The organism is Acinetobacter sp. WCHAc060042 (genome assembly GCF_003231195.1).
Taxonomy (GTDB): Bacteria; Pseudomonadota; Gammaproteobacteria; order Pseudomonadales; family Moraxellaceae; genus Acinetobacter.
In genome coordinates this window covers 138,441-161,771 of sequence record NZ_QKVN01000002.1, presented here as the reverse complement: position 1 = coordinate 161,771, position 23,331 = coordinate 138,441, and the positions used below count along the sequence as shown (strand labels likewise).

Annotated in this window: 22 protein-coding genes and 1 riboswitch; of the genes, 7 read left to right on the top strand and 15 right to left on the bottom strand. The window is 41.8% G+C overall.

Translation table 11 applies throughout. The features are described from left to right. The 6 genes from DPG01_RS01765 to accC form a co-directional block, all read left to right on the top strand. Positions 1-544 (top strand): CoA-transferase (locus tag DPG01_RS01765; protein WP_110974016.1); only part of this gene is annotated, 544 nt, incomplete at its 5' end. Positions 545-692: 148 nt separating this feature from the next. After that, complete coding sequence (gene pcaF / locus DPG01_RS01760; RefSeq protein WP_110974013.1) at positions 693-1,898, top strand: 3-oxoadipyl-CoA thiolase; 1,206 nt, start codon at positions 693-695, stop codon at positions 1,896-1,898. Between the two features lie 99 nt (positions 1,899-1,997). Beyond that, on the top strand, positions 1,998-2,774 hold the full coding sequence (gene pcaD / locus DPG01_RS01755; RefSeq protein ID WP_110974012.1) for a 3-oxoadipate enol-lactonase: 777 nt from the start codon (positions 1,998-2,000) through the stop codon (positions 2,772-2,774). A 1,003-nt stretch (positions 2,775-3,777) separates the two neighbouring features. After that, positions 3,778-4,233, top strand: coding sequence for a type II 3-dehydroquinate dehydratase (gene aroQ / locus DPG01_RS01750; protein WP_086210025.1), 456 nt, complete (start codon positions 3,778-3,780; stop codon positions 4,231-4,233). 16 nt (positions 4,234-4,249) lie between these two features. Further along, positions 4,250-4,669 (top strand): acetyl-CoA carboxylase biotin carboxyl carrier protein, encoded by a 420-nt coding sequence (accB, locus tag DPG01_RS01745; RefSeq protein WP_004979753.1) that lies wholly within the window; start codon positions 4,250-4,252, stop codon positions 4,667-4,669. 16 nt (positions 4,670-4,685) lie between these two features. Continuing rightward, positions 4,686-6,050, top strand: coding sequence for an acetyl-CoA carboxylase biotin carboxylase subunit (accC, locus tag DPG01_RS01740; protein ID WP_086210027.1), 1,365 nt, complete (start codon positions 4,686-4,688; stop codon positions 6,048-6,050). Positions 6,051-6,122: 72 nt separating this feature from the next. Here the strand turns inward: accC and DPG01_RS01735 are convergent, their stop codons facing one another. From DPG01_RS01735 to DPG01_RS18715, 7 genes are all read right to left on the bottom strand, one after another. Further along, positions 6,123-6,539, bottom strand: a complete 417-nt coding sequence (locus DPG01_RS01735) for a hypothetical protein (protein ID WP_228147010.1) — start codon at positions 6,537-6,539, stop codon at positions 6,123-6,125. Positions 6,540-6,794: 255 nt separating this feature from the next. Next, on the bottom strand, positions 6,795-10,400 hold the full coding sequence (uca, locus tag DPG01_RS01730) for an urea carboxylase (protein ID WP_110974011.1): 3,606 nt from the start codon (positions 10,398-10,400) through the stop codon (positions 6,795-6,797). A 5-nt stretch (positions 10,401-10,405) separates the two neighbouring features. Beyond that, a complete protein-coding gene (locus tag DPG01_RS01725) occupies positions 10,406-11,056 on the bottom strand; it encodes an urea amidolyase associated protein UAAP2 (protein ID WP_110974010.1) in 651 nt (216 codons plus the stop codon). 17 nt (positions 11,057-11,073) lie between these two features. Continuing rightward, positions 11,074-11,814 carry an urea amidolyase associated protein UAAP1 gene (locus tag DPG01_RS01720; RefSeq protein ID WP_110974009.1) on the bottom strand — a complete coding sequence of 247 codons (741 nt, stop codon included), beginning with the start codon at positions 11,812-11,814 and terminating at the stop codon, positions 11,074-11,076. 27 nt (positions 11,815-11,841) lie between these two features. Next, a riboswitch (guanidine-I (ykkC/yxkD leader) is annotated at positions 11,842-11,941 on the bottom strand. 150 nt (positions 11,942-12,091) lie between these two features. Beyond that, positions 12,092-12,985: a LysR substrate-binding domain-containing protein gene (locus tag DPG01_RS01715; RefSeq protein WP_004979763.1), complete on the bottom strand. Its 894-nt coding sequence runs from the start codon at positions 12,983-12,985 to the stop codon at positions 12,092-12,094. Positions 12,986-13,304: 319 nt separating this feature from the next. Beyond that, positions 13,305-14,477: a thiolase family protein gene (locus DPG01_RS01710; protein ID WP_110974008.1), complete on the bottom strand. Its 1,173-nt coding sequence runs from the start codon at positions 14,475-14,477 to the stop codon at positions 13,305-13,307. Positions 14,478-14,599: 122 nt separating this feature from the next. Beyond that, complete coding sequence (locus DPG01_RS18715; protein WP_162622315.1) at positions 14,600-14,800, bottom strand: hypothetical protein; 201 nt, start codon at positions 14,798-14,800, stop codon at positions 14,600-14,602. Between the two features lie 191 nt (positions 14,801-14,991). On the opposite strand from DPG01_RS18715, the gene DPG01_RS01705 reads away from it, so the two are divergent. After that, positions 14,992-15,603: a TetR/AcrR family transcriptional regulator gene (locus DPG01_RS01705; RefSeq protein WP_086210034.1), complete on the top strand. Its 612-nt coding sequence runs from the start codon at positions 14,992-14,994 to the stop codon at positions 15,601-15,603. A 76-nt stretch (positions 15,604-15,679) separates the two neighbouring features. On the opposite strand, the gene cysK is transcribed toward DPG01_RS01705, so the two are convergent. From cysK to rutD, 8 genes are all read right to left on the bottom strand, one after another. Beyond that, positions 15,680-16,678 carry a cysteine synthase A gene (gene cysK, locus DPG01_RS01700; RefSeq protein ID WP_110974007.1) on the bottom strand — a complete coding sequence of 333 codons (999 nt, stop codon included), beginning with the start codon at positions 16,676-16,678 and terminating at the stop codon, positions 15,680-15,682. 162 nt (positions 16,679-16,840) lie between these two features. Then, positions 16,841-17,677 carry an NAD(P)-dependent oxidoreductase gene (locus DPG01_RS01695; protein ID WP_416346128.1) on the bottom strand — a complete coding sequence of 279 codons (837 nt, stop codon included), beginning with the start codon at positions 17,675-17,677 and terminating at the stop codon, positions 16,841-16,843. 45 nt (positions 17,678-17,722) lie between these two features. Further along, on the bottom strand, positions 17,723-19,078 hold the full coding sequence (gene rutG, locus DPG01_RS01690; RefSeq protein ID WP_086210037.1) for a pyrimidine utilization transport protein G: 1,356 nt from the start codon (positions 19,076-19,078) through the stop codon (positions 17,723-17,725). A 36-nt stretch (positions 19,079-19,114) separates the two neighbouring features. Continuing rightward, on the bottom strand, positions 19,115-19,639 hold the full coding sequence (gene rutF / locus DPG01_RS01685) for an NADH-dependent FMN reductase RutF (protein WP_086210238.1): 525 nt from the start codon (positions 19,637-19,639) through the stop codon (positions 19,115-19,117). A 103-nt stretch (positions 19,640-19,742) separates the two neighbouring features. After that, positions 19,743-20,126, bottom strand: a complete 384-nt coding sequence (rutC, locus tag DPG01_RS01680) for a pyrimidine utilization protein C (protein ID WP_086210038.1) — start codon at positions 20,124-20,126, stop codon at positions 19,743-19,745. 31 nt (positions 20,127-20,157) lie between these two features. Next, on the bottom strand, positions 20,158-20,907 hold the full coding sequence (rutB, locus tag DPG01_RS01675; RefSeq protein WP_110974004.1) for a pyrimidine utilization protein B: 750 nt from the start codon (positions 20,905-20,907) through the stop codon (positions 20,158-20,160). Then, positions 20,904-22,016, bottom strand: coding sequence for a pyrimidine utilization protein A (gene rutA / locus DPG01_RS01670; RefSeq protein ID WP_110974003.1), 1,113 nt, complete (start codon positions 22,014-22,016; stop codon positions 20,904-20,906). Before rutA ends, rutB begins: the two co-directional genes overlap by 4 nt. Before the next feature lie 340 nt (positions 22,017-22,356). After that, positions 22,357-23,160 carry a pyrimidine utilization protein D gene (gene rutD, locus DPG01_RS01665; RefSeq protein ID WP_110974002.1) on the bottom strand — a complete coding sequence of 268 codons (804 nt, stop codon included), beginning with the start codon at positions 23,158-23,160 and terminating at the stop codon, positions 22,357-22,359. Positions 23,161-23,331 lie beyond the last annotated feature (171 nt).

Genomic DNA, 23,331 nt, shown 5'->3' with positions numbered 1-23,331 from the left:
TCTACCGTCAGACAAAGACGTGTTCTTACATTCTGAAAATGGTTTATTGGCTTTTGGTCCACCGCCAGCCGCAGGTCAAGAAGACCCTGAACTGATCAACGCAGGGAAAGAGTATGTGACCATGCTGCAAGGCGGTGCCTTTTTCCATCATGGGGATTCTTTTGCCATGATGCGTGGTGGTCACTTAGATATTGCAGTACTAGGTGCCTTTCAAGTGGCAGCCAATGGTGACTTGGCCAATTGGCATACGGGTGCACCCGATGCGATTCCTGCGGTCGGCGGAGCAATGGACTTAGCTGTCGGTGCCAAGAAAGTGTTTATTACCACCGACCATGTGACCAAACAAGGTGAACCGAAGATCGTGGCTGAACTGAGCTATCCCGCAACAGGTTTGAAGTGTGTAGACCGTATTTATACCGACCTGTGTGTGATTGATGTCACCGCAGAAGGTTTAAAAGTGATTGAGAAAGTCGACGGTTTAAGCTTTGCAGAATTGCAGGCCATGACGGGTGCAACTTTAGTGGATGCGACTCAACAGAATTAATGATTTGAATCCCCCTAAATCCCCCTTTGATAAAGGGGGACTTCCATCTTTCTAATTTTGGGAAGTTCCCCCTATTTAAAAAATAGGGGAACTCCTCCCTTTAATAAAGGGAGGTTGGGAGGGATTTTAGATAAAGGGAAAATGAAATATGAAAAACGCTTACATCATTGATGCCATCCGTACCCCATTCGGACGTTATGCAGGTGGTTTAGCCCCAGTCCGTGCCGATGACTTGGGTGCAGTGCCAATTCAAGCCTTGATGCAACGCAATCCAAGTGTAGATTGGACCCAAGTCGATGACGTGATCTACGGCTGCGCCAACCAAGCGGGTGAAGACAACCGTAATGTGGGTCGTATGTCGGCATTACTTGCTGGCTTACCGGTTGAAGTTCCTGCCACGACTGTGAATCGCTTATGTGGCTCATCACTTGATGCGATTGCCATGGCAGCCCGTGCCATTAAAGCAGGTGAAGCCAACCTGATCATTGCAGGTGGTGTGGAAAGTATGTCTCGTGCACCCTTTGTCATGGGTAAATCGGAAACCGCCTATGGCCGTAGCCAAAAGATTGAAGACACTACTATGGGCTGGCGTTTTATCAATCCTAAGCTGAAAGCGATGTATGGTGTAGACACCATGCCGCAGACCGCGGAGAACGTGGCACAACAATTTAATATTGATCGTGCAGATCAGGACCAGTTTGCCTTGGCGAGTCAACAGCGCACCGCAACCGCGCAAGCTCAAGGCTTTTTTAAACATGAAATCATCCCTGTGAATATTGCACAGCGTAAGGGTGATCCGATTGTGGTCGACACGGATGAGCATCCACGTGCATCGACCACCTTAGCAGCTTTGGCAAAACTCAAGCCAGTCGTGACAGCAGAAGGCACCGTCACTGCGGGGAATGCATCAGGCATCAATGACGGTGCGGCTGCTGTACTGATTGCTTCGGAACAAGCGGTTGAGCTGTACCAACTTAAACCACGTGCCAAGATCATTGCATCTACGGCTGTGGGGGTAGAACCACGCATCATGGGCTTTGCACCTGCGCCTGCCATCAAGAAGCTCCTCAAACAAGCCCATCTGACATTAGAACAGATGGATGTGATTGAACTAAATGAAGCCTTTGCAGCACAAGCACTAGCGGTCACGCGTGATCTTGGTTTAGCAGATGACACCACTCAAGTGAATCCAAACGGTGGCGCAATTGCCATCGGCCATCCACTCGGTGCATCGGGCGCACGTTTAGTCACCACAGCTTTAAACCAGTTAGAACAAACGGGTGGAACCTATGCCTTGTGTTCGATGTGTATTGGTGTCGGTCAAGGCATTGCAATGATTATTCAGCGCGTTTAACCCTCCTTCTGATCTGACGTGGTGTTTCTACTCATAACACTTATTGCTGATAACAACAGTAGAAACACTGAAAATTTTTAATGAATTAAGGAAGAACTTATGCCAAGTTTTACTTCAAATAATGCCGAAATTCACTATCAGACCTTTGGTGATTCAAAAAATCCTGCGCTTGTTTTTTCAAACTCACTGGGTACAAACTTCAACATGTGGAAACCACAAATCAATTTTTTCCAGAAAAATTATTTCGTGATTTGCTATGACACTCGTGGGCATGGCCAGTCTTCTGCACCTCAAGGACCTTATGATATTGAACTACTTGGTCTAGACTTGATCCATTTACTCGACCACCTGAACATCGAAAAAGCCATATTTTGCGGCATTTCTATGGGCGGTCTCACAGGTCAATGGTTAGCTATTCATAAACCTGAACGTTTCCACCGTGCCATTGTATGCAATACTTCCGCAAAAATTGGCAGTGAACAGGCTTGGAATGAGCGAGCATCTCTCGTTCGTAGCCAAGGTTTAGAACCGATTGCATCAACGGCCGCGAGCCGTTGGTTTACCGAACCCTTTATCCAAAGCAACGCAGCAACAGTAGCAGCGCTTTCAAACGACTTAGGTGCTGGCAGCCCAGAAGGTTATGCGAGTTGCTGTGAAGCTTTGGCTAAAGCGGATTTACGTGAAAAACTCGAAAGTATTCGAGTACCTCTACTTGTGATTGCAGGTAGTAAAGACCCTGTGACTACAATCGCCGATGCTCAATACATGGTCAATCATGTACGTAGTAGTGCTTTATTTGAAATAGATGCATCACATATCTCAAATATTGAACAGCCCAAAATTTTCAATCAGGTCATCTTGGATTTTATTGCCTAATCGTTTTACCTGATAAAAAAACAGCTCATTGCGGGCTGTTTTTTATATTTCTGTCGTCAGAGAATTAAAAACTGCATATAAAACAACCATAAATACTTATGTATTTTAGACCTTTTCCGACTCTATCGTACTTATTGCCAATACCCAACCTGCACTACTCTGCTACTTTTGTCATGATCAAGAACGCTCTCGTGAACAAAATAGCCAATCATGGCGTGATTGAACCAATCTTTGGATCAAAAAACCATATGAAATGACTGTATTTTTTTTACCCAAAACCAAGTATTCAGACATACAAGCTACAATTCACTCACAACTAAACATAGGCAAAAAAAACAAGTCGAAAACTAATGAAATAACTATAGCTTTAGGCTTGGCCACATCCCGCCTAGGATAATTCCATTATTTTCATAACATGTAACTGTCAGAATACATCCGTCAATAAAATAAAGCATTTCTAAATATTGATGTAACAAACTTATGTTTTATTTAAAGAAAGTGATGTTATATTTCTATTCACTTTAGAAAATATGCTGCTTTAGAAAGACTTTGATATCTGATTTATTCGAGCCTGCGCGATAAAGCGGTTTGATGGCCAAGTCAGCAGATACAAACACTTTCAGACAGTACTGTTATTTTGATATACAGTGTTAGCACTTAAAAATCGGTTAAGATACTGTAATAAATTTCAGCGTGATCAACAGAATCATACTGTTATTCGTATGGGTAGCTACGTCATTTACATGCTGTAAACCTAAAACAAAAATGCAGTTTTTGGTCAATTTAACTTACAATGTAAAAAAGAGTAATCATTCGAAAATTTGTAATCTTTTAACATTGCCAATTCCTAGCAAAATTTACATTATATTGTCGAAGTTTGGCACTAAGCATCTACGTCAATTCAAACAAACTATAAAAAAAATGTAGAACTTTATGCCATAATACGCAAACTTTGCAGCCATCTTGCAAAGAATTATTGCAACTTATAAATGGAGCAAGCTAAATGAGTTCGACCATTTTGGTTATTCATGGACCGAATCTAAATTTGCTAGGAATGCGTGAACCAGAAGTTTATGGCTCTCTAACGCTGAAAGACATCAACCAACAACTCATCGCCCAAGCTAAACATGCTTCCATTTCTCTCGACACTTTCCAAAGTAATTGGGAAGGTGCCATTGTCGACCGTATTCATCAAGCCCAAGCGGATGGCGTGCAATTTATTATTATCAATCCTGCTGCGCTCACCCACACTTCCGTGGCAATTCGTGATGCGCTACTTGGTGTAGCCATTCCATTTATTGAAGTTCATTTATCAAATGTTCATGCGCGCGAAGCGTTTAGACATCATTCATATTTATCAGATAAAGCCATTGGCGTGATTTGTGGCTTAGGCGCTCAAGGTTATAGCGCTGCGCTCAATTACGCTCTCAACAAAATTCAATCCTCTACGCAATCATAATTAGGAATACTGTCACATGGATATTCGTAAAATCAAGAAACTCATCGACCTGATGATTGAATCTGACTTACAAGCGATTGAAGTTAAAGAAGGCGATCAATCTATTGCTCTTACTCGTCGCAGTCCAGTTGTTGCAGCTGGTGCTCCTGTTGCTATGGCTGCTCCTGTTGCCCAAGCTCCAGCAGCAAAAACACCACGTGGTGCTGTAGAAACTTCTCCAATGGTTGGTGTGTTCTATGCTGCTCCTAGCCCAGGTGAAGCGCCATTTGTTAAAGTCGGTCAAACAATCACGGCTGGTGAAACACTTGGTATTATCGAAGCAATGAAAATCATGAACCCGATTGAAGCAACGCAAAGCGGTGTAGTTGAAGAAATTTTAGTGAAAAACGGCGAAGTGATCCAATTCGGTCAACCATTATTCCGCTACCGCGCGTAATAGACGGGGACTCATAATGTTGCAAAAAGTTTTAATTGCAAACCGTGGTGAAATTGCCCTGCGCATCACCCGTGCCTGCAAAACTTTAGGGATTAAGACTGTAGGGATCTATTCAGATGCTGACAAAGACTTAATGCACCTACGTTTTGTAGATGAAGCAGTATGTATTGGACCGGGTGCAAGCAGTGAAAGCTACTTGAATATTCCTGCCATTATTACAGCAGCTGAAATTTCAGGTGCAGATGCCATTCACCCAGGCTATGGCTTCTTATCAGAAAATGCTGAATTTGCTGAAATTGTAGAAAACTCAGGTTTCATTTTTATTGGACCACGCCCTGAACACATCCGTTTGATGGGTAACAAAGTTTCTGCCATTACCGCAATGCGTAAAGCAGGTGTTCCAACCGTACCGGGATCTGCAAATGCAGTTACACCTCAAAATGCGTTAGCAGAAGCCAAAGAAATTGGTTTCCCATTGATCGTGAAAGCTGCTTCTGGTGGTGGTGGTCGTGGTATGCGTATTGTAGAACGTGTCGACACCCTACTTGAATCTGTTCAAGCTGCACAGCGTGATGCTGAAATGTGGTTTGGCGATGACACGGTGTATATGGAACGTTTCCTGCAAACACCTCGTCACGTTGAAGTTCAAGTTCTTGCTGACGGTAATGGTCACGCGATTCACCTCTATGACCGCGACTGCTCTTTACAGCGCCGCCATCAGAAAGTGTTAGAAGAAGCGCCAGCGCCAAACTTACCTGAACAAGCACGTGCTGACATTTTAGAAGCTTGCGTAAATGCTTGTAAATTAATGCAATACCGTGGTGCAGGTACCTTTGAGTTCTTGTTTGAAGATGGTGAATTCTTCTTTATTGAGATGAATACACGTGTTCAAGTTGAGCACCCTGTAACTGAAATGGTGACAGGTATCGACATTATTGAACAACAGCTCCGCATTGCTGGTGGTTTGGGTCTTGAAATTGAACAAGATCAAGTTGAAGTCAAAGGCCATGCGATTGAATGTCGTATCAATGCTGAAGATCCAACGACCTTCTTACCTTCACCAGGTAAAATTGAGAATTTTTATGTACCAGGTGGTGCAGGTATTCGTCTTGATTCACATATCTATCAAGGCTATAGCATTCCACCTTATTATGACTCGATGATTGCGAAGCTGATCGCACACGGTAAGGATCGTAAAACATCTCTTGCACGTATGCGCCAAGCACTTGATGAAATGATTTTGACTGGAATTAAAACCAATATTCCATTGCACAAAGATTTGATTCTTCAAGATAAAAAGTTCTGCGAACAAGCGATGGATATTCACTATCTTGAAAAACACTTGTTAAAGCAAATTGAAGGTCATCAAGATAAAGACTAATCTAAAGAGTTGATTAGTCTTTCTAAAAAAAACCGCGATTAATCGCGGTTTTTTTATAGACGATACAAATACTTAAGGCAAAACACGGCGTAGTGTTGCAAAGCACTGCTGACCTTTATCATTGGCACAGAAGTTAATGGTTGATGGGCTTTTCCATTTCACAAAGTATTGAGACATTTCACCAGATTGATCTTCTTTTAAGCCAGAACAATCGACTTCATTATTATCATACTTCACTTGCAAAATGAGTGCGGGCAACTGAACATTTTGATCGTTTGACGGTTGATAGTCGTAAATTCCTGTAGACCATTCCTCGCCACTTTTGATCACGACATCGCTATTACTTTTAAAATTATAGTATTCAACGCATTTCCTGTTGTTTGGTAGCTCCATTCCCCACAAACCCACGATTTCTGGGCGAGTCATCACGCGAATATTATTTTGATTTGATGCTTGAGTGACCTCAGTCTGATTTGGCGTATTTGCCATAACTACTGATGTAGTTAACATGAATAACATGCCGAGTAATGTTTTTTTCATACAAGCCATAATGTTTTTTAGCGTCGTACTAAATTAGCATATTTTCATGCAAAACATCATTTTATAACCATTTCATAACAATCTATTTTCTGCTACACATCGGAAGCTTTATTTAACAAAATGATGTAGTGATTGGATTTATCTGCTTTGAAACGCAATAAAAAGGACTGCCCTAGCAATCCTTTCATTTAGGAATATTTGAGTTTAAGCAACAGGGGCTAACGTAAACAGTACCTGACCTGTTTTGACCGTTTGTCCTTTTTCAATAGTAATGGACTCAACACGCATACGTTCTGGGGCAATAATTGGAATTTCAATTTTCATAGCTTCAATCACAGCTAATGTCGCTCCTTCTTCTACCACATCTCCAGAATTACACTCAATTTTCCAAATAGAACCCGGCATGTGCGACTCTACTGCACAGCCACCTTCAGGAATCTGAATTTCACTGTCATCTAAAACCGCATCTAGACTTTCAGAAACATATTCAACCAAACCTGCTGCATGCCAACGACGGCGTTCCTCATCAAAGTTCGCTTGCTGTACTGCTTTAAAACTTGAAATGGATGCTGCATTTTCAATGAGGAAATCATTATATTCTTTTAGATTTAAAACCCCATCTTCCACACACAGCTTTAAGCGCCCTGCTTTAAAGTCTTCCCGCATTTGCATCAATTCTGTTTCAGATACTTCATAAAATTTAATTTGATCAAAGAAGCGCAGTAACCATGGCTTATCCTGTTCAAAGTCTGGATTTTTGCGGTAACGACTCCACATTTGGGTGGTACGCCCAACAAACTGATAACCGCCAGGGCCTTCCATGCCATAGACACACATATACGCTCCACCGATGCCGACTGCATTTTCAGGTGTCCATGTACGTGCAGGATTATATTTGGTGGTCACTAAACGATGGCGTGGATCCAGTGGCGTTGCCACAGGTGCCCCCAAGTACACATCTCCCAAGCCCATGACCAAATAATTGGTACTATACACAACGTCCTTTACCGCTTGTTTTGACTCTAGTCCATTGATGCGGCGGATAAATTCAATATTGTCTGGACACCACGGCGCATCTGGACGTACCGTTTGCATATAGCGCTCAGTTGCCAGCTGGGTTTGCGAGTCTTCCCAAGCCAAAGGTAAATAGACTGTACGCGACGGCACTTCCATTGCGGTCACGTCAGGCAATTCACTTTCTGCTTGCTGTAATAATGCCAACAAATGCTTTTGATCTAGCACCAATGAATTAAAATGAATTTGTAGCGAACGAATTCCTGGGGTTAAATCAATAATCCCTTCGATACTTTGGTCTTTGACCCATTGCATTAAAGCGTGAATACGGAAACGTAAATTGAGGTCTAAAACCAACTCTCCGTATTCAACCAATAAATAACTGTTCCCTGCGGGGCGATAAGTCACATCAGGTGCAGCGTTCACACCTTTTAGAGTCGCCAAAACTGCATCTGAGAGTGTGTCCATTTCAGCATGCAAGCTTGGGGAAAAATCTACATTTTCAGTCGTATCCGCTTTTAACGCGGCATGATATTTTTGATTCAATACTTGTGCTTGATCATAAGAAATTGGGATAAATTTAACTTTATCCCCCGCTTTAAGCTGACCAATTTTCCATAGTTCTGAACTAACCACCACCGCTGGGCAAACGAAACCGCCTAAGCTTGGACCATCGGGCCCTAAAATAATCGGCATATCTCCAGTGAAGTCAATCGCGCCAATGGCATAAGCATTATCATGAATATTCGAAGGATGTAGTCCTGCCTCACCACCATCGGTACGTGCCCATTCAGGTTTTTCACCGACTAAGCGGATGCCTGTACGACTTGAGTTAAAGTGAATTTCAAATTCTTGCTCAAAGAAGCGCTCAATATCGCGTTTAGTGAAAAAGTCGGACGCACCATGCGGTCCATACATCACCGCGATGTTCCACGCATTGCTAAAGCTTGGTACCTGTGCTGCGCCGAGTGCAACAGTTTCTGCGGAGGTATAAGCCGTAATGGGCAACATATCTCCAATGAGTAAATTGCGTCCTGCGTGACCACCAAACTGACCTAAAGTAAAAGTCGCTTGCGAGCCTAAGTAGGCGGGTACATTAAACCCGCCTTTAATGCCAATATAACTGCGACAACCTGTGGTAATTTTACCCGTTTTAAGGATTTGCCCTTTTTTAACATTAAGGGTCTGCCACATGGCAACGTCGACACCATCCAATGTCGCAAGCATCTCACCACCCGTAATCACGATTTGGCTGTCACAGTGAAACTTTAAAGTTGGGCCTTGTAATGTACATTCTAGCCCTGCGGTATTAAATGGATTCCCCAATAGTTGATTGGCTATATTTAAAGATAAAGGATCAATCGCACCCGATGGTGGTACTCCAACATCCCAGTAACCCAAACGACCATTGACGTCTTGTATTGAGGTTTGAATACCGGACTGTAACACCTCAATTTTTTGGGTTTTCCACTCAAATGTATTTAAAAATCGTGTGGTCTGTGTCCCTGTTTTAAACACTTCACAGTCAATAATATTTTGTAAATACTCAAGATTGGTTTCAATTCCTGCCACTGAGGTTTTTGCCAAAGTATCACTCATGGCTTGAATTGCACTTTCACGGTTCTCACAGGTCACAATGATTTTGGCAATCATCGGATCATAAAAGGAAGATACATTTGAACCTGTTTCCACCCATGTTTCATTGCGGGCCTGCGGGTCAAACTCGACATAAGTCAACAAGCCTGCACTAGGTTGAAAGTTCTTAATTGGATCTTCGGCATATAAACGGACTTGAATCGAATGACCTTTAGATCTCAGCGCCTCTATCGGTGCAGTCCAGTCACCGCTACCTAAAGTGACCATCCATTCCACAAGGTCTACACCAAACACTTGTTCGGTCACGCCATGTTCAACTTGCAACCGTGTATTCACTTCTAAGAAATAGAATTTTTGGGTGTCCGTATCCATCACAAATTCAACCGTACCTGCCGAACGGTAATTCACTGACTGCATCAGTTGAATTGCAACACCTTGAATATAATCACGTTGTTCATCATTTAAATGCGGTGCTGGAGTTTCCTCAATTACTTTCTGATTACGGCGCTGTACTGAACAGTCCCGCTCTCCCAAAGCCAAAATCAAACCTTTACCATCCCCAAAGATTTGGACTTCAATATGCCGCGCATTTTGCACAAACTTTTCTAAATACAAACCTGCATCTTTAAAATTGGCTTGTGCCAAATAAGATACGGTTGCATAAGCATCTTTCAACTCAACTTCGTTCCACACCAAACGCATACCAATACCGCCACCACCTGCGGTACTTTTCAGCATAACGGGATAGCCGATACGATTTGCTTCGATCAGTGCTTCCGCTTCGTCTGCTAAAAGCTGGCTACCCGGTAACAATGGCACATCCGCCTGAATGGCAAGTTCACGTGCGGTATGCTTTAAACCAAAACTACGCATTTGTGCAGAATTTGGCCCTAAAAACACAATGCCCTGTGACTCGCACAAGTCACAAAATTCGGCATTTTCAGACAGGAATCCATAACCCGGATGAATAGCTTCAGCACCCGTCTCTTTGGCAACCTGTAAAATTTTTTCAATATTTAAATAACTTTGACTGGCTGGGCTATCACCAATAAATACCGCTTCATCAGCCAAAGTCACATGCAAGGAATCACGGTCTGCTTCTGAATACACTGCAACAGACTGAATGCCTAAATTCTTTAATGTACGAATTACTCGGCAGGCAATTGCACCACGGTTGGCAATGAGAACTTTTTTAAACATGCAGATTACTCCTTGCCTTCACGTACAATCAGTTGAATTTTGGTCGGGTTATAGGCATTACATGGATTGTTCAGCTGCGGGCAGTTAGAAATCAGCACGATAAGATCCATCTCCGCTTGAATTTCAACATATTTACCAGGCGCCGATATTCCATCATCAAATTTGAGATGTCCCTCACTGCTCACAGGAACATTCATAAAGAAATTAATATTCGGCCCAATATGACGAACATTCAGTCCATGCTTTTTCGCAATTGGGTGCAAAGCTAAAGCTGTCATAAAGTTATTGCGACAGCTGTGCATCGGAAATGTGTCGTGTGCATAACGTACGGTGTTACTTTCACATGAACAAGCGCCACCCAAGGTGTCATGACGACCACAGTTATCATCATGGATCGTGGCGATTTTATTGCCATAGTTGGTATATAGAGCTGTGCCTTTTTCGAGATAAATCTGCTGGTTAATAGCTAAAGTATCAGTTGCACTGTAACGCTCTTCAGGGTTGCCCGCAGAAATAAATAAGGTATCGACCGCTTGATTGCCTTCGAGATCAATAATACGGAAATACTGCCCTTTCTTTACTTCACCCATCCATGCCTCACCCGCTGGACAGACTTCATTTAAAACAGCTTGATCAAATGCTTGTAAAATGGTCATGCGTATTCTCCTCGGGCTTAAACAGCATCAAATGCGAAATAACGTGCGTTGTTTTGAAAACCGCGTTGGTTTTGCGAGCATGAGTCACGACAAATATCATGTGCAGTTAAAGCGGAGGCTTTGAATAAACTCATTTGAATATCGGCAGGCTGATACTTTACGACTTGGCTTAAACCATGTGGTGCGGCAGATAAGAACACCAGACAGTCCATCTCAAAACGCAGTTCAATGATTTGATGGGTATTGTCAGTATCAACATAAGATAAGTTGCCCGCATCATCAGGACGAACCTTGGAGAATAGGTTGACCGTAGCTGACAGGTCGGTTTGACCTAATGAAAACTTGGTCATTTCAAGTAACAGACTGTCTCGTCCACTCCGATACATCTTATTTCGTGCATCTTGGAAAGTTTGAGTGCCGAATTGTTTTTGAATTTGTTCTGTGCGACTCGGACCACACAAGGCATCATTCCAACCATGATCGTCTTGAACAATTGAGGCCATAACCCGACCTAAGTCCGAATACAACACATGTCCTGCACTTAGAAATGCCGTATGCTGTGCCTTTAAACTATCTGGCATATTAAAACGTTCGAGCTTATCTTCACTGTTGACGCAGAAAAGAGAAACGTTAGCTTGTGCCCCTAAGGCTTTAAACTGTAAGACTGTGCCACGTTGAATACGCCCAGACCAGTGATGTCCACCCGGTAAAAGTTCAGTCCATAGTGCGTTATCGTCGTGATATGTTATTGTGCTCATGCGCCTCTGCCTAAATCGTAACTGTTTACCTCCCGGGCTTTTATCCCTCCGTGTAGTTCTTACGAACCGTGAACTCTCGGTCACAGACATACATCAAAAATGTATCGGAACCCTAGATCACTCTTTCAGTTTAGATTGTGCAAAGGCCGTGCCAATTTAGTATTACGATTTTCAAGCTTTGTAATACCATTTATGAGCAATAAACGGGCGCTTTCAATTTTCAGCACGAATATCTTTGCTATACGCACCAATAAAAAGCATCAAATTTTTAAGAATGCTATTTCATTAAAATTTCATGAAACATATGACGCAGCCATTGGTGGCTGGTTTTATGATGACAAGACATGTGCCAATACTGTTTCACTCCATAACTTGGAAAGGCAATTGGCGCATTAAAGATCTTTAAATTGCCACGTGAAAGTAGAACTTCACTCAAATAGTATGGGACTGTGGCGATTGCATCTGTTTCTTGTACCACCAAGCCTACCCCCAAATAGCTCGGTAAACGCATTAAAATGTCACGCTTTAGTTCTAAATTAAGCAGCTCGTTTTCAATATGGTAATGTCCCATGCCTGCATCAATATCAATATGTGACTCAGCCAAGTATTGCGCTGTGCTGATACTGTCACCTGTCAAACGCGGATGGTCTTTGGCCGCAATCACCACATAATACTGCTCAAACAGTTGCTGTTGATAAAAGCCATTTTCCAATTGCGGTAAAAAACCCAACGCCAAGTCAATTTCACCATTTGCCATTTGATAACTGGTTTCAGAGGTGATCGGACGGATATTCAAACGAATATGTGGTGCATGTTTCTTTAAATACTGCGAAATTTTCGGCAACAACACCAAATGCGAAACATCAGTCATGGCCAAACTAAACTGTTGCTGCGAAGTGGCTTGGTCGAAATCAATCGTAAAGTTATTGATGATTTCAACCTTGTTTAAAGCCTCACTGACCAACGGAAACAATTGCTTAGACAACTCTGTCGGCACCATTTCGTTGCCAATCCGCAAAAACAGCGGATCATTATAATGTTGGCGAATTTTATTCAGAATGTTACTCACCGTCGGTTGACTCATTTCTAAATGATCTGCCGCAAGCGATACACTCTTAAACTTATAAACGTAAAAAAAGATACTGAGTAATTTACAGTCCAGTTCAAACACGAAAAAAATGTTCCTTATATGCATGTGATGGTAGACGATCCATCATCTACCCATTATAGCGATGATCCAATGCTCAAAACTTACATTTATAAGCATCTAGGTCTAATATCAGACGTTTCAACAATAAAAGCACATGAATTATACCTTTAGCTGTACTAAACAATAGATACTTTTCCTGAAAATTTATGTCGCATGTTCTGCATATATTTTACATAACAAAAAAGGCCCGAATCAATCGAACCTTTGATGAAATCAACCATGCCGAATTATAGATATTGAAATCATTTTCTTCACAGGCACAGCTAAAGATATTACAGCTTTAACCCAACAGCTCGACGGCAATAGCAGTCGCCTCACCACCACCGATACATAAAGCAGCTACACCCTTTTTCCCACCAGTACGTTTCAAAGCATGCAGTAAAGTCACGATAATACGAGAACCAGAAGAACCCAATGGATGTCCAAGTGCACAAGCACCACCATTCACATTCACTTTAGCAGGGTCTAAATGAAAACCGTCAATTGCAAGCATGGTGACCATCGCAAAAGCTTCATTGACTTCCCAAAGGTCAACATCACCCGCAGACCAACCTGCTTTGGCTAAAACTTTTTCAATAGCACCTACAGGGGCAATGGTGAACTCAGATGGATGCTGAGAATTGCTGGCATAAGCCACAACTTTTGCCAATGGTTTCAGACCACGTGCGTCTGCAACATCAGATGAAGTTACAACCAATGCAGAAGCCCCATCTGAAATAGAACTCGAATTTGCCGCGGTAATCGTGCCGTCTTTTTTGAATGCTGGGCGTAAAGTTGGAATTTTATCCACTTTGGCATTGAGGGGTTGCTCATCCTGATCAACTACAACATCACCTTTACGGCTACTCACTGTCACAGGCACGATTTCATCTCTAAAGTAACCACCTTGAATCGCAGCAACGGCTTTATTTAAAGAACCAATGGCATACTGATCCTGCTGTTCACGGGTATAGCCTTTTTTATCTGCCATTTCTTGAGCAAGGACACCCATCGACAGACCTGTTTCAGCATCCTCTAAGCCTTCTTGGAACATGTGATCGGTTGTTTTACCATGTCCCATACGGTAACCCGCACGTGCTTTTTCAAGTAGGTACGGCGCATTTGACATCGACTCCATACCACCTGCTACCACGATTTCAGCTGAACCTGCTTTAATCGCGTCAGCCGCTTGCATGACGGCTTTCATCCCCGAGCCACAAATTTTATTGATGGTTGTTGCACCTGTTGAGTCTGGTAGACCTGCAATGCGCATTGCTTGACGTGCAGGGCCCTGTTTAAGCCCCGCTGGAAGGACACAACCAAAAATGACTTCGTCTACATCAGTCGGTTGTAAGCCAGAACGGTTTAGCACTTCTTTAATCGTGACCGCACCAAGTTCAGGTGCTGTACATGCCGACAACGAACCCTGAAAGCCACCCATTGCTGTACGTACACCGTCTACAATAACAATCATTTTCCATTCATCCTTTTTGATGTTTATTTGTTTTTAAGCGACATTTTATGCACTCAAAAACGCTCCATAACTATTCTTCGTCTTAATAAAGGCTCAATTTAAACGCCTTATTTTTGATGCCTTTAGTCCACGATGTCGCTCACAACATTATGATCTTGCGCAATCGGTAATATTCGATAGAATCGAACGCATCCGAATAGTTCAACACGCAATAACCAATGTAGGCTTAGATCTGAGCCAGAACTATCCATCACTACGTTTAAGGCAATATATAGTTTTTCTGACAATAGTGTAAAAATCACAAAAATGAAATGTATTTCCATAAAAGTGATCTCTAGAGGCTAACTTTATTGACAGTTGTCTTCAGCTGTTGCAAACAAATTTATTTCAATTCTTGAACAGGTGGATATTTTTAAAACGATTGTAGTAATATTCAAGACCTTAGTTGAATTTAAATATTGAACCGAGTTAAATAGCCTCTCTATAGTTCTCATAAAATATACTGGAAAAGCCAATGACTTCAGTACGCCAACAGAATTTTCTATTACGCAAAGAGAAAATTTTAGCTATGGCTGAGACTTTGTTATTAGATAATAATCAAGACATCACCTTAAGCGAATTAGCAACGGAACTCGATATTGCCAAGGGTACAATTTACAAGCATTTCAAAAGTAAGAACCAACTCTATTTGGAGTTGATTATATTGAATGAAACTCGCTTGCTGGAAATTTCTCAGAAGTACAATAATGATATTAAGACCTATGTTTCTGAATACATGTTGTACAACATGTTAAATTCAAATCGTACGATTTTACTGCACGTTATTGAAGAACGTTTAACCAATAGCGAACGTAAACTTAAAGAACTTTTTGAGAAGCTCTATCAAATACGTGAGCAACGTATTATCGAAATTAAAGACATGACCTCTGACTACTTAAAGTCTTTAGATAGTGCAATGTCCATTCGTGATTATTTATCTTATGTATGGACAGTGACCTACGGTGCCTCTTTGTTGCTCAATTCAACGTATTATCAAAAATCAATTGGTTCACGCGAACGCCTGATTAAACTGTATGTTAATCAAGCCCTCATGACACCTGATAAAATTTCACACGCAGTCCTTTAAGTTTCAAAACTGCTTAAGCGACTAAAATAATAAAAAGCCAAACAGTTGATGTTTGGCTTTTTACATTTACATCCAATTAATCAGCTGAAATATCTTCAAACAAAACTGAAGATAAATAACGCTCACCACCATCAGGTAAAATCACCACAATAGTTTTACCCGCATTTTCAGGGCGTGCTGCAAGTTCTGCTGCTGCAGCCATCGCTGCACCACTTGAAATACCCACTAAAATACCCTCTTGACTTGCTGTTTTACGTGCCCAATCAATTGCTGTTGCAGCATCAATTGGCATCACTTCATCGACCAAGTCAAGGTCTAAGTTTTTAGGAATAAAATTAGCGCCAATCCCCTGAATCTTATGTGGTCCAGGTGTCAAAGCTTCGCCACGTTTGGTTTGCCCTATAATCGGCGACTCCGCTGGTTCTACCGCAACTGAGTACAAGGCTTGTTTTTTTACTTTTTCAAAATAACTTGAAATCCCAGAAATCGTACCGCCTGTTCCGACACCAGCCACTAAAATATCAACTTTACCACCTGTTGCTTCCCAAATTTCAGGGCCTGTAGTTGCTTCATGGATAGCTGGGTTTGCTGGATTTTCAAACTGTTGTGGTAAGAAATAAGTTTCTGGGTTTTCATCTACTAAACGCTGTGCTTCTTCTACCGCACCACGCATGCCTTTTGCAGGGTCGGTAAGCACCAAGTTAGCACCTAAAGCTTTCATTACTTTACGGCGTTCGATACTCATACTTGATGGCATAGTCAGGGTTAATGCATAGCCTTTTGCTGCAGCAACAAATGCCAAAGCAATCCCAGTATTCCCACTGGTAGGCTCTACGATGTGCATTCCCTCTTTAAGTACACCACGTGCTTCAGCATCTGCAATAAGTGCAGCCCCGATACGGCATTTGACTGAAAATGCTGGGTTACGGCTTTCAACTTTGGCTAAAACGGTTGCTGGGCTTTGTATAATTCGGTTGATACGAACCAATGGGGTATTACCTATCGCTTCTGCGTTATTACTATAAACCGCTATCCCTAAATTATGAGGCGTTGGAAAAGCTGAATCCGTAGTCATAGCAATGTTTCCTATGTTGTTTTTAATGATGTATTGATTATCATACCCTGATTTTTAAATGCAAACTGACATTTGGTCGTGCATATGTTTTTATTTGATAAATAAATCATTTAAACGGAAAAAGTATGGGTTTCCCCATACTTTTAGTAGCAAGTGAGCCACTTATATTAGTGTTAGGCTATTCCACTTTTCCAACTCCGTGACTGCCGCGCTAAAATCCATTTGTGTAGCCTGTTCTCGGTCTGTTTTTAAAAAAAGTTCCTGCGTTGTATGAAAAACAGGAGTTTTCATCTGTCCTTCCTCCGCCAAATCCAACGCAATGCCAATATCTTTTTGCAACAGGTTTAAAGCAAAAGTTTTTTGAAAAGTTCGGCTCAAAACTTTTTGCGCCATCACCGTTTCAGACATCGTACTTTTACCGCTAGAGTGATTGATACAACTCAATGCTCCGACCAAATCAACGCCTCGATGCTTCAAAATAGACAAACCCTCAGACAGAGCCCATAAGTGTGTTGCCATGAGTGTATTGTTCACCGCTTTAACTGCAAAGCCTGCACCACTTTCCCCGACGTATTCAATCAGCCCCGCAAATGCCTGAATGATCGGTTTTGCCCTTTCAAATCCAGCGAGATTGCCACCTACCATAACCGTTAAAGTACCGCGTTCGGCACCAATGGTTTGACCCGAAACAGGTGCATCTAAGTAAGTTACACCACGTACTGCCAAATCAGTGGAAATTCGCTGCGCAGACTCAGGCACGCCACTGGTACAGTCCACCCATAAACTTTCAGGCTTAGGTGGATGTAATGCAATTAAAGCTTCAACATCTGCGCTGGTCGGTAAGCATGAAAATATAATATCGGCTTGCACCGCTTGTTGGATTTGAACGGGCTCAGTGCCAAAGGTTTGCGCATGCAATGCAGCTTTTTCCGCTGTGCGATTCCACACCCAAACATTATGACCCAGTTTTGGCAAATGGGAGGCCATATGCCAACCCATTGCGCCCAGTCCTATAAATGCAATATTCAGACTCAAAACGTACTCCTAACCGTGTGCAATAGTGCTATTGATTTGGTCATCCGACTTTTCTATGGCCTGCTCATTTTCACTGCCTCGGTTTAAGAAAAGATTAAGAAGAATAGCTGCTAGTGTTGCGGTGCCAATACCACCTAGGTCAAAACTACCAATTTGTAAGCTGTAATTACCTGTTCCCATAATCAGACACACCGCACCAATCATTAAAGTACTGTTCTTGGTAAAATCAATTTTGTTATCGACCCAAATTTTTGCGCCCGCAACCGTAATCAAACCAAAAACAACAATGGATGCACCACCCAAGAGTGCAACGGGAATCGTACTAATCACTGCACCAAACTTAGGGGAAAGCCCCAGTAAAATGGCAAACACACCTGCAAAAACAAAGATTGTGGTTGAATAAACTTTAGTGACCGCCATGACTCCAATGTTTTCAGCATAAGTCGTCATCCCTGTTCCACCAACTGAAGCTGAAAGCGTAGTGCACACGCCATCCGCAAAGAAACCACGCCCCATATAAGGAGACAAATTTTTCCCAGTCATCGCTGAAACTGCTTTGAAATGTCCTAAGTTTTCCGCCACCAAAATAATTGCAACAGGTGCAATCAACATCATGGCATTTACATCAAAGGTTGGGCTATGGAAAGTCGGTAAACCAAACCATGCTGCTTGACCAACTTTGGCAAAGTCAATTGCAGTACCAAAACCCATGACATTGGTCAGTAAGAAGTAAATAAAATAGGATGCAACCAAGCCTAAAAGAAGCAATAAGCGGCGCACCATCCCTTTGGTAAATACCGCAATCACACTAATACAAATAATTGTGATTAAGGCCATCCAAGAGTCAAATTGATTGGCCGATACACTTTTAATTGCAACAGGTGCAAGGTGTAAACCAATGATCATTACGATGGCGCCTGTCACAATAGGTGGCATCAACTTTTCAATCCATGCTGTGCCTGTACGCATCACAATTAAGCCAATTAAAGCGTACAATACACCACATGCTATGGTTCCACCCAGTGCTAACGAAAGATTTGGATTTGATCCGACACCCGTGTAGCCTGTGACTGCAACCACTGCACCAATGAAGGCAAAGCTAGACCCCAAATAACTTGGCATACGTCCGCCAGTCATTAGGAAGAAAAGTATCGTACCAATCCCTGTAATAAAGATAGTTAAGTTCGGATCAAAACCCATCAGCAATGGCGCAAGCACAGTTGCACCGAACATGGCGAAAGCATGTTGTAATCCTAAAATAATGCTTTTGCCTACGGGCAAGTACTCATCTGTTTGCACAGCAGTTGTATCTAAATCGCCTTGATAAGGCTTAAATTTTGGAAACCACGATTCTTTTGTTTGCATGGGTTTCCCCTCCTTTAAAAAGTAGGATTTTTTGAATTAACACATTGGTAATGGCTCGCAATAACCACGCTTAAAATACATAAGTGCATTCAGTCCACAACTTTGCTTCATGGCTTTGACTTGGCAAAACAGAACATCATGACTCCCCACAGACATACTCTGCACCACTTCGCAGTCAAAACTCACTAAGGCATCATCCAAGACTGGAGCATTGGTCAAAAGTGTGGACCATGTGCCTTGAGCAAAACGTTCAGACATTGGAGTTTTGCCTCCAAATACGTTAGATAAATGTTGTTGCTGGCTCGATAGCGTATTCACACACAGTACTTGATTTGTTTTAAATGTATCAAACACAGAAGATGAACGGTTTAAACAGACCAATAAGGTCGGTGGTGTATCTGTCACACTACATACTGCCGATGCAGTAAAACCTGCCTGACCCGCTGCACCATCCGTCGTAATCACATTAACCGCAGCACCAAGATTCGCCATGCCTTGACGGAACAGGTGTTGATCCAATATCACTTCCGCTTTTTCTTCAGGCACTATAGTGTTTAGCATGGCTTCAACCTGATCTTGGTGTAATAGTTTTGCATTCATCGTATTCTCCATGTCCTGAATGTCAAATTCCTCCATTCAGGACGTTAAAATTTGATTATTCAACTCAAGCCACATGTGCAACCGAAGCAATTTCCACTAAAGCATCAGGCTTAACCAATCCAGTTTGGACACAATAGCGCGCGGGCTTATCACCTGGAAAATATTCGGCATATACAGCATTAATCGCGCCATAATCCCCCCAATCTTTCACAAAAATATGGTTAAAAGTCACGTCATCCATCGTACCGCCAGCTGTTTCAAGGACTCGTTTAATAGTCTCTAAAATATGTCGAGTTTGTGCAGCTGCATCGCCCACATGGACAACATTGTTCTGTTCATCAAAAGCTAAAGTGCCTGATACATAGACGATATTGTCAGCCTTAGTCGCAGGTACAAATGGAGCCAGTGGTTTCGCTGTGCCTTCTGGCACAATAATTTCTTTAGGCATGAGACTTCCTTTAATCTATTGTATGTTTGGCTTATGCTGTTTTTGCCAGAGGCTTATTGCCAGAGGTCTGAAAGGTGTTTACAAAACTTTGTGTATCAGATACCCAACCAAAAAAGGTTTTGATGTTATAGAGACTTGCTTCTTGTGCTTCGACGGGCCCAGCCTGATAGCACGCATCCTTAAGAGCTACCCCGAAATACTCCAAGAAAAAACCATCCCTGAGAGTTGACTCAACACAAACATTGGTCGCAATACCAACAAAAACTAAATTTCGGATTCCACGTACCCGCAACATGCTGTCCAGTGCGGTATTAAAAAATCCGCTATAACGAGGCTTTTCAATCACCAAGTCTTGTGGTTCTGGCTTTAGTGCATCAATCAACTCAAAGTCCCAACCACCTTTTGCCAATAGCTTTCCCTGTAGCTCAGGATTTTTGCGCATGGTTTTTAAAGCATTCGACTTATGGAAATTCGGCGAATCAAGCCCTCCTGCTTCGCGATATTGATCATCCCAACCATTTTTAAAGTAAATCACCTGTATACCCGCTGCATGTGCAGCAAGAACGGACTTTTGAATGTTTTCAACCACAGGTCTAGTTTTAGATACATCAAACCCAGCTAAATCCAAATAGCCACCTTCTGAGGTATAGGCATTTTGCATATCAATCACAATCAATGCCGTGTGCTCAGGTGCCAATGCAATATGTTCAGGTTCGGCTTTCAATGTTTTTGCGTGCAGGCACTGTTTAGTAAATTCTGTACAGACAATCGGCTCATTCATGCACTTTTCTCCAAAATAGCTTGGGATACGTCCTCTTCAACCACGATATGTTCACGGCATTTCATTAAAGGTTGTATGCGCTGACCAAAGTCTTCGACCCCTTGTACAAAATCATCAAAGGTAAGCAAAATGCCTTCCGTCCCTTGGATCTCACCAATTTCATCTAACATTTGTGCAACATGCTCAAACGAGCCTACTAAGGTTCCCATATTGATATTCACAGGTGAAACTGAAGAGGCCATTTGACGGATGTTCGTATCTGCTCCAGATTTGGTATCTTTACCACCTTGATTCATTAGCCAATTGATGGCCTCCATATCTGCACCAGCATTATATTTTTGCCATTTTGCATGTGCCTCTTCATCGGTTTGTGCAGCAATCACCATGAACAACACATAGGTTTGCACGTCACGGCCTGTTTTATCCGTTTGTACTTTTAAGCGGTCATTGATTTCTGCATAGGCTGTTGGTGTATTCAACCCTTTACCAAAGACAAAGTTGTAGTCGGCATATTTGGCAGAAAACTCAAGTCCTGTATCAGACTGACCTGCACAAATAATTTTCATGTCTGCTTGTGGACGTGGACTGACACGACAATCTTGCATAGTAAAATGCTCTCCTTTGAAGTCTGAACGCCCTGTTGCCCAAAGTTCACGTAGAATTTCTACATATTCCGAGAGATATTCATAACGTTGTGCAAAATATTCATCTCCTGGCCACATCCCCATTTGCGTATATTCTGGAGCTTGCCAGCCTGTCACCACATTTAAACCAAAGCGCCCATTTGAAATAGAATCAATCGTTGATGCCATACGCGCCACAATTGCAGGTGGCATTACCAATGTCGCTGCTGTTGCATAAATTTTGATTTTGCTGGTTACTGCTGCAAGCCCAGCCATCAAAGTGAATGTCTCAAGGTTATGATCCCAAAACTCAGTTTTCCCGCCAAAACCACGCAGCTTAATCATCGACAAAGCAAAGTCGAAGCCATAATGCTCAGCGCGTTGAACAATTTTTTTGTTTAGTTCAAATGAAGGCATATACTGTGGGGCGCTTTCCGAAAGCAGCCAGCCATTATTTCCAATCGGGCAAAACACACCTATTTTCATCTCTTTTATCCTCTGGCCTCGGTGAATGCTGATGAATTAAAAATATTCAATCAGCGCAAAGTTTTTACTCTTTGTTTGATAAAAATACATTTGCATAAGCTGTGCCAATTTATTTTTATTATTTATTTTCAAATATTTATTGTATTTTAGTTATTTTTATTTTTTACCAAAGAGTAAAATAATAATTATAACCATGCACTATATTTGTGATCTATGGTCGAACATTGTGCAGAAAATGAACCAAACTAGTTTTTTTAGATGTATTCGCCTAAAGAAAAAGGTGTCTAGATATAAAATCTAGACACCTTTATTTTATAAAGTTGAATTAAACAATTAACATTTAAACCAAACTTTCCTGTGCTATTAAAAAGCCTAATATTTCGTTATTCATCAGTACTGTCTCAGTTACAGTCGCCGCATGAGCGCCCTGCCTTAAAAGAGTCAACTGCGCATGCGGAAACAACTGTTTTAGCTTTTGTGAGCGTTGGTAAGGCACAAGGAAATCATCTTGGTTCGCGATCAAATGCATAGGGATATTCTGCAAAGCCGCTCGTATCTCCTCGCTCAGTTGGAAGGCCATTAAAGCACTCAGTCGTCGTAATACATTTTCATGTGGTGGAAAGTTTTGAATTTGGAGCTGTTCTTGTTGTTGAATACTTTCTATATTTGCTGAAATCCAAGCGGGTGGATATAAGAACAATGCTTGCGCTTTGACATAAGCTTCTGTTCCAGCCCATTTTAAAAGATTGATTCGTGTTTCAAAGCATTTATAAGTATGCGCATCTAGCGTATCCCAGCCATTTAAAATCGTGATGGACAACATCCGATACGCTGTCAGTTGGCATAAATATGCTAATTCGGCACCAATAAAGCCGCCCAATGCATGACCAATAAAATGAAATCGTTGAATATGATGTTGTTTTAAAATCAGCAAAAGTTGCTGCCCCAAATCTCGCATACAATAATCTGGTTTTAATAATGCTGCATCAGCACAGCAACCTTCTTGATCGTAAATCAATACATGAAACTTAGACTGTAGCGCTTGAATTTGGGGTTGCCAAAACTGACCATGTCCGCCTAAACCAGACGATAGAACCACATATTCTGCACTTTCTTCATTTGAGGGAAAAATTTGTACATTCATCTTAAAATTTACTTATTGGTCAAAAAAAATAAGTTGCAATAATTATGCCTTTAATAAATACATATATTTTTAAATTTTATAGTGCTATTTTATAAATAGATGAAAGGTTATGCTGTCATAAGACTCATATATATATGAAAAAATAATAAAAGCTTATTATAAATAATCATA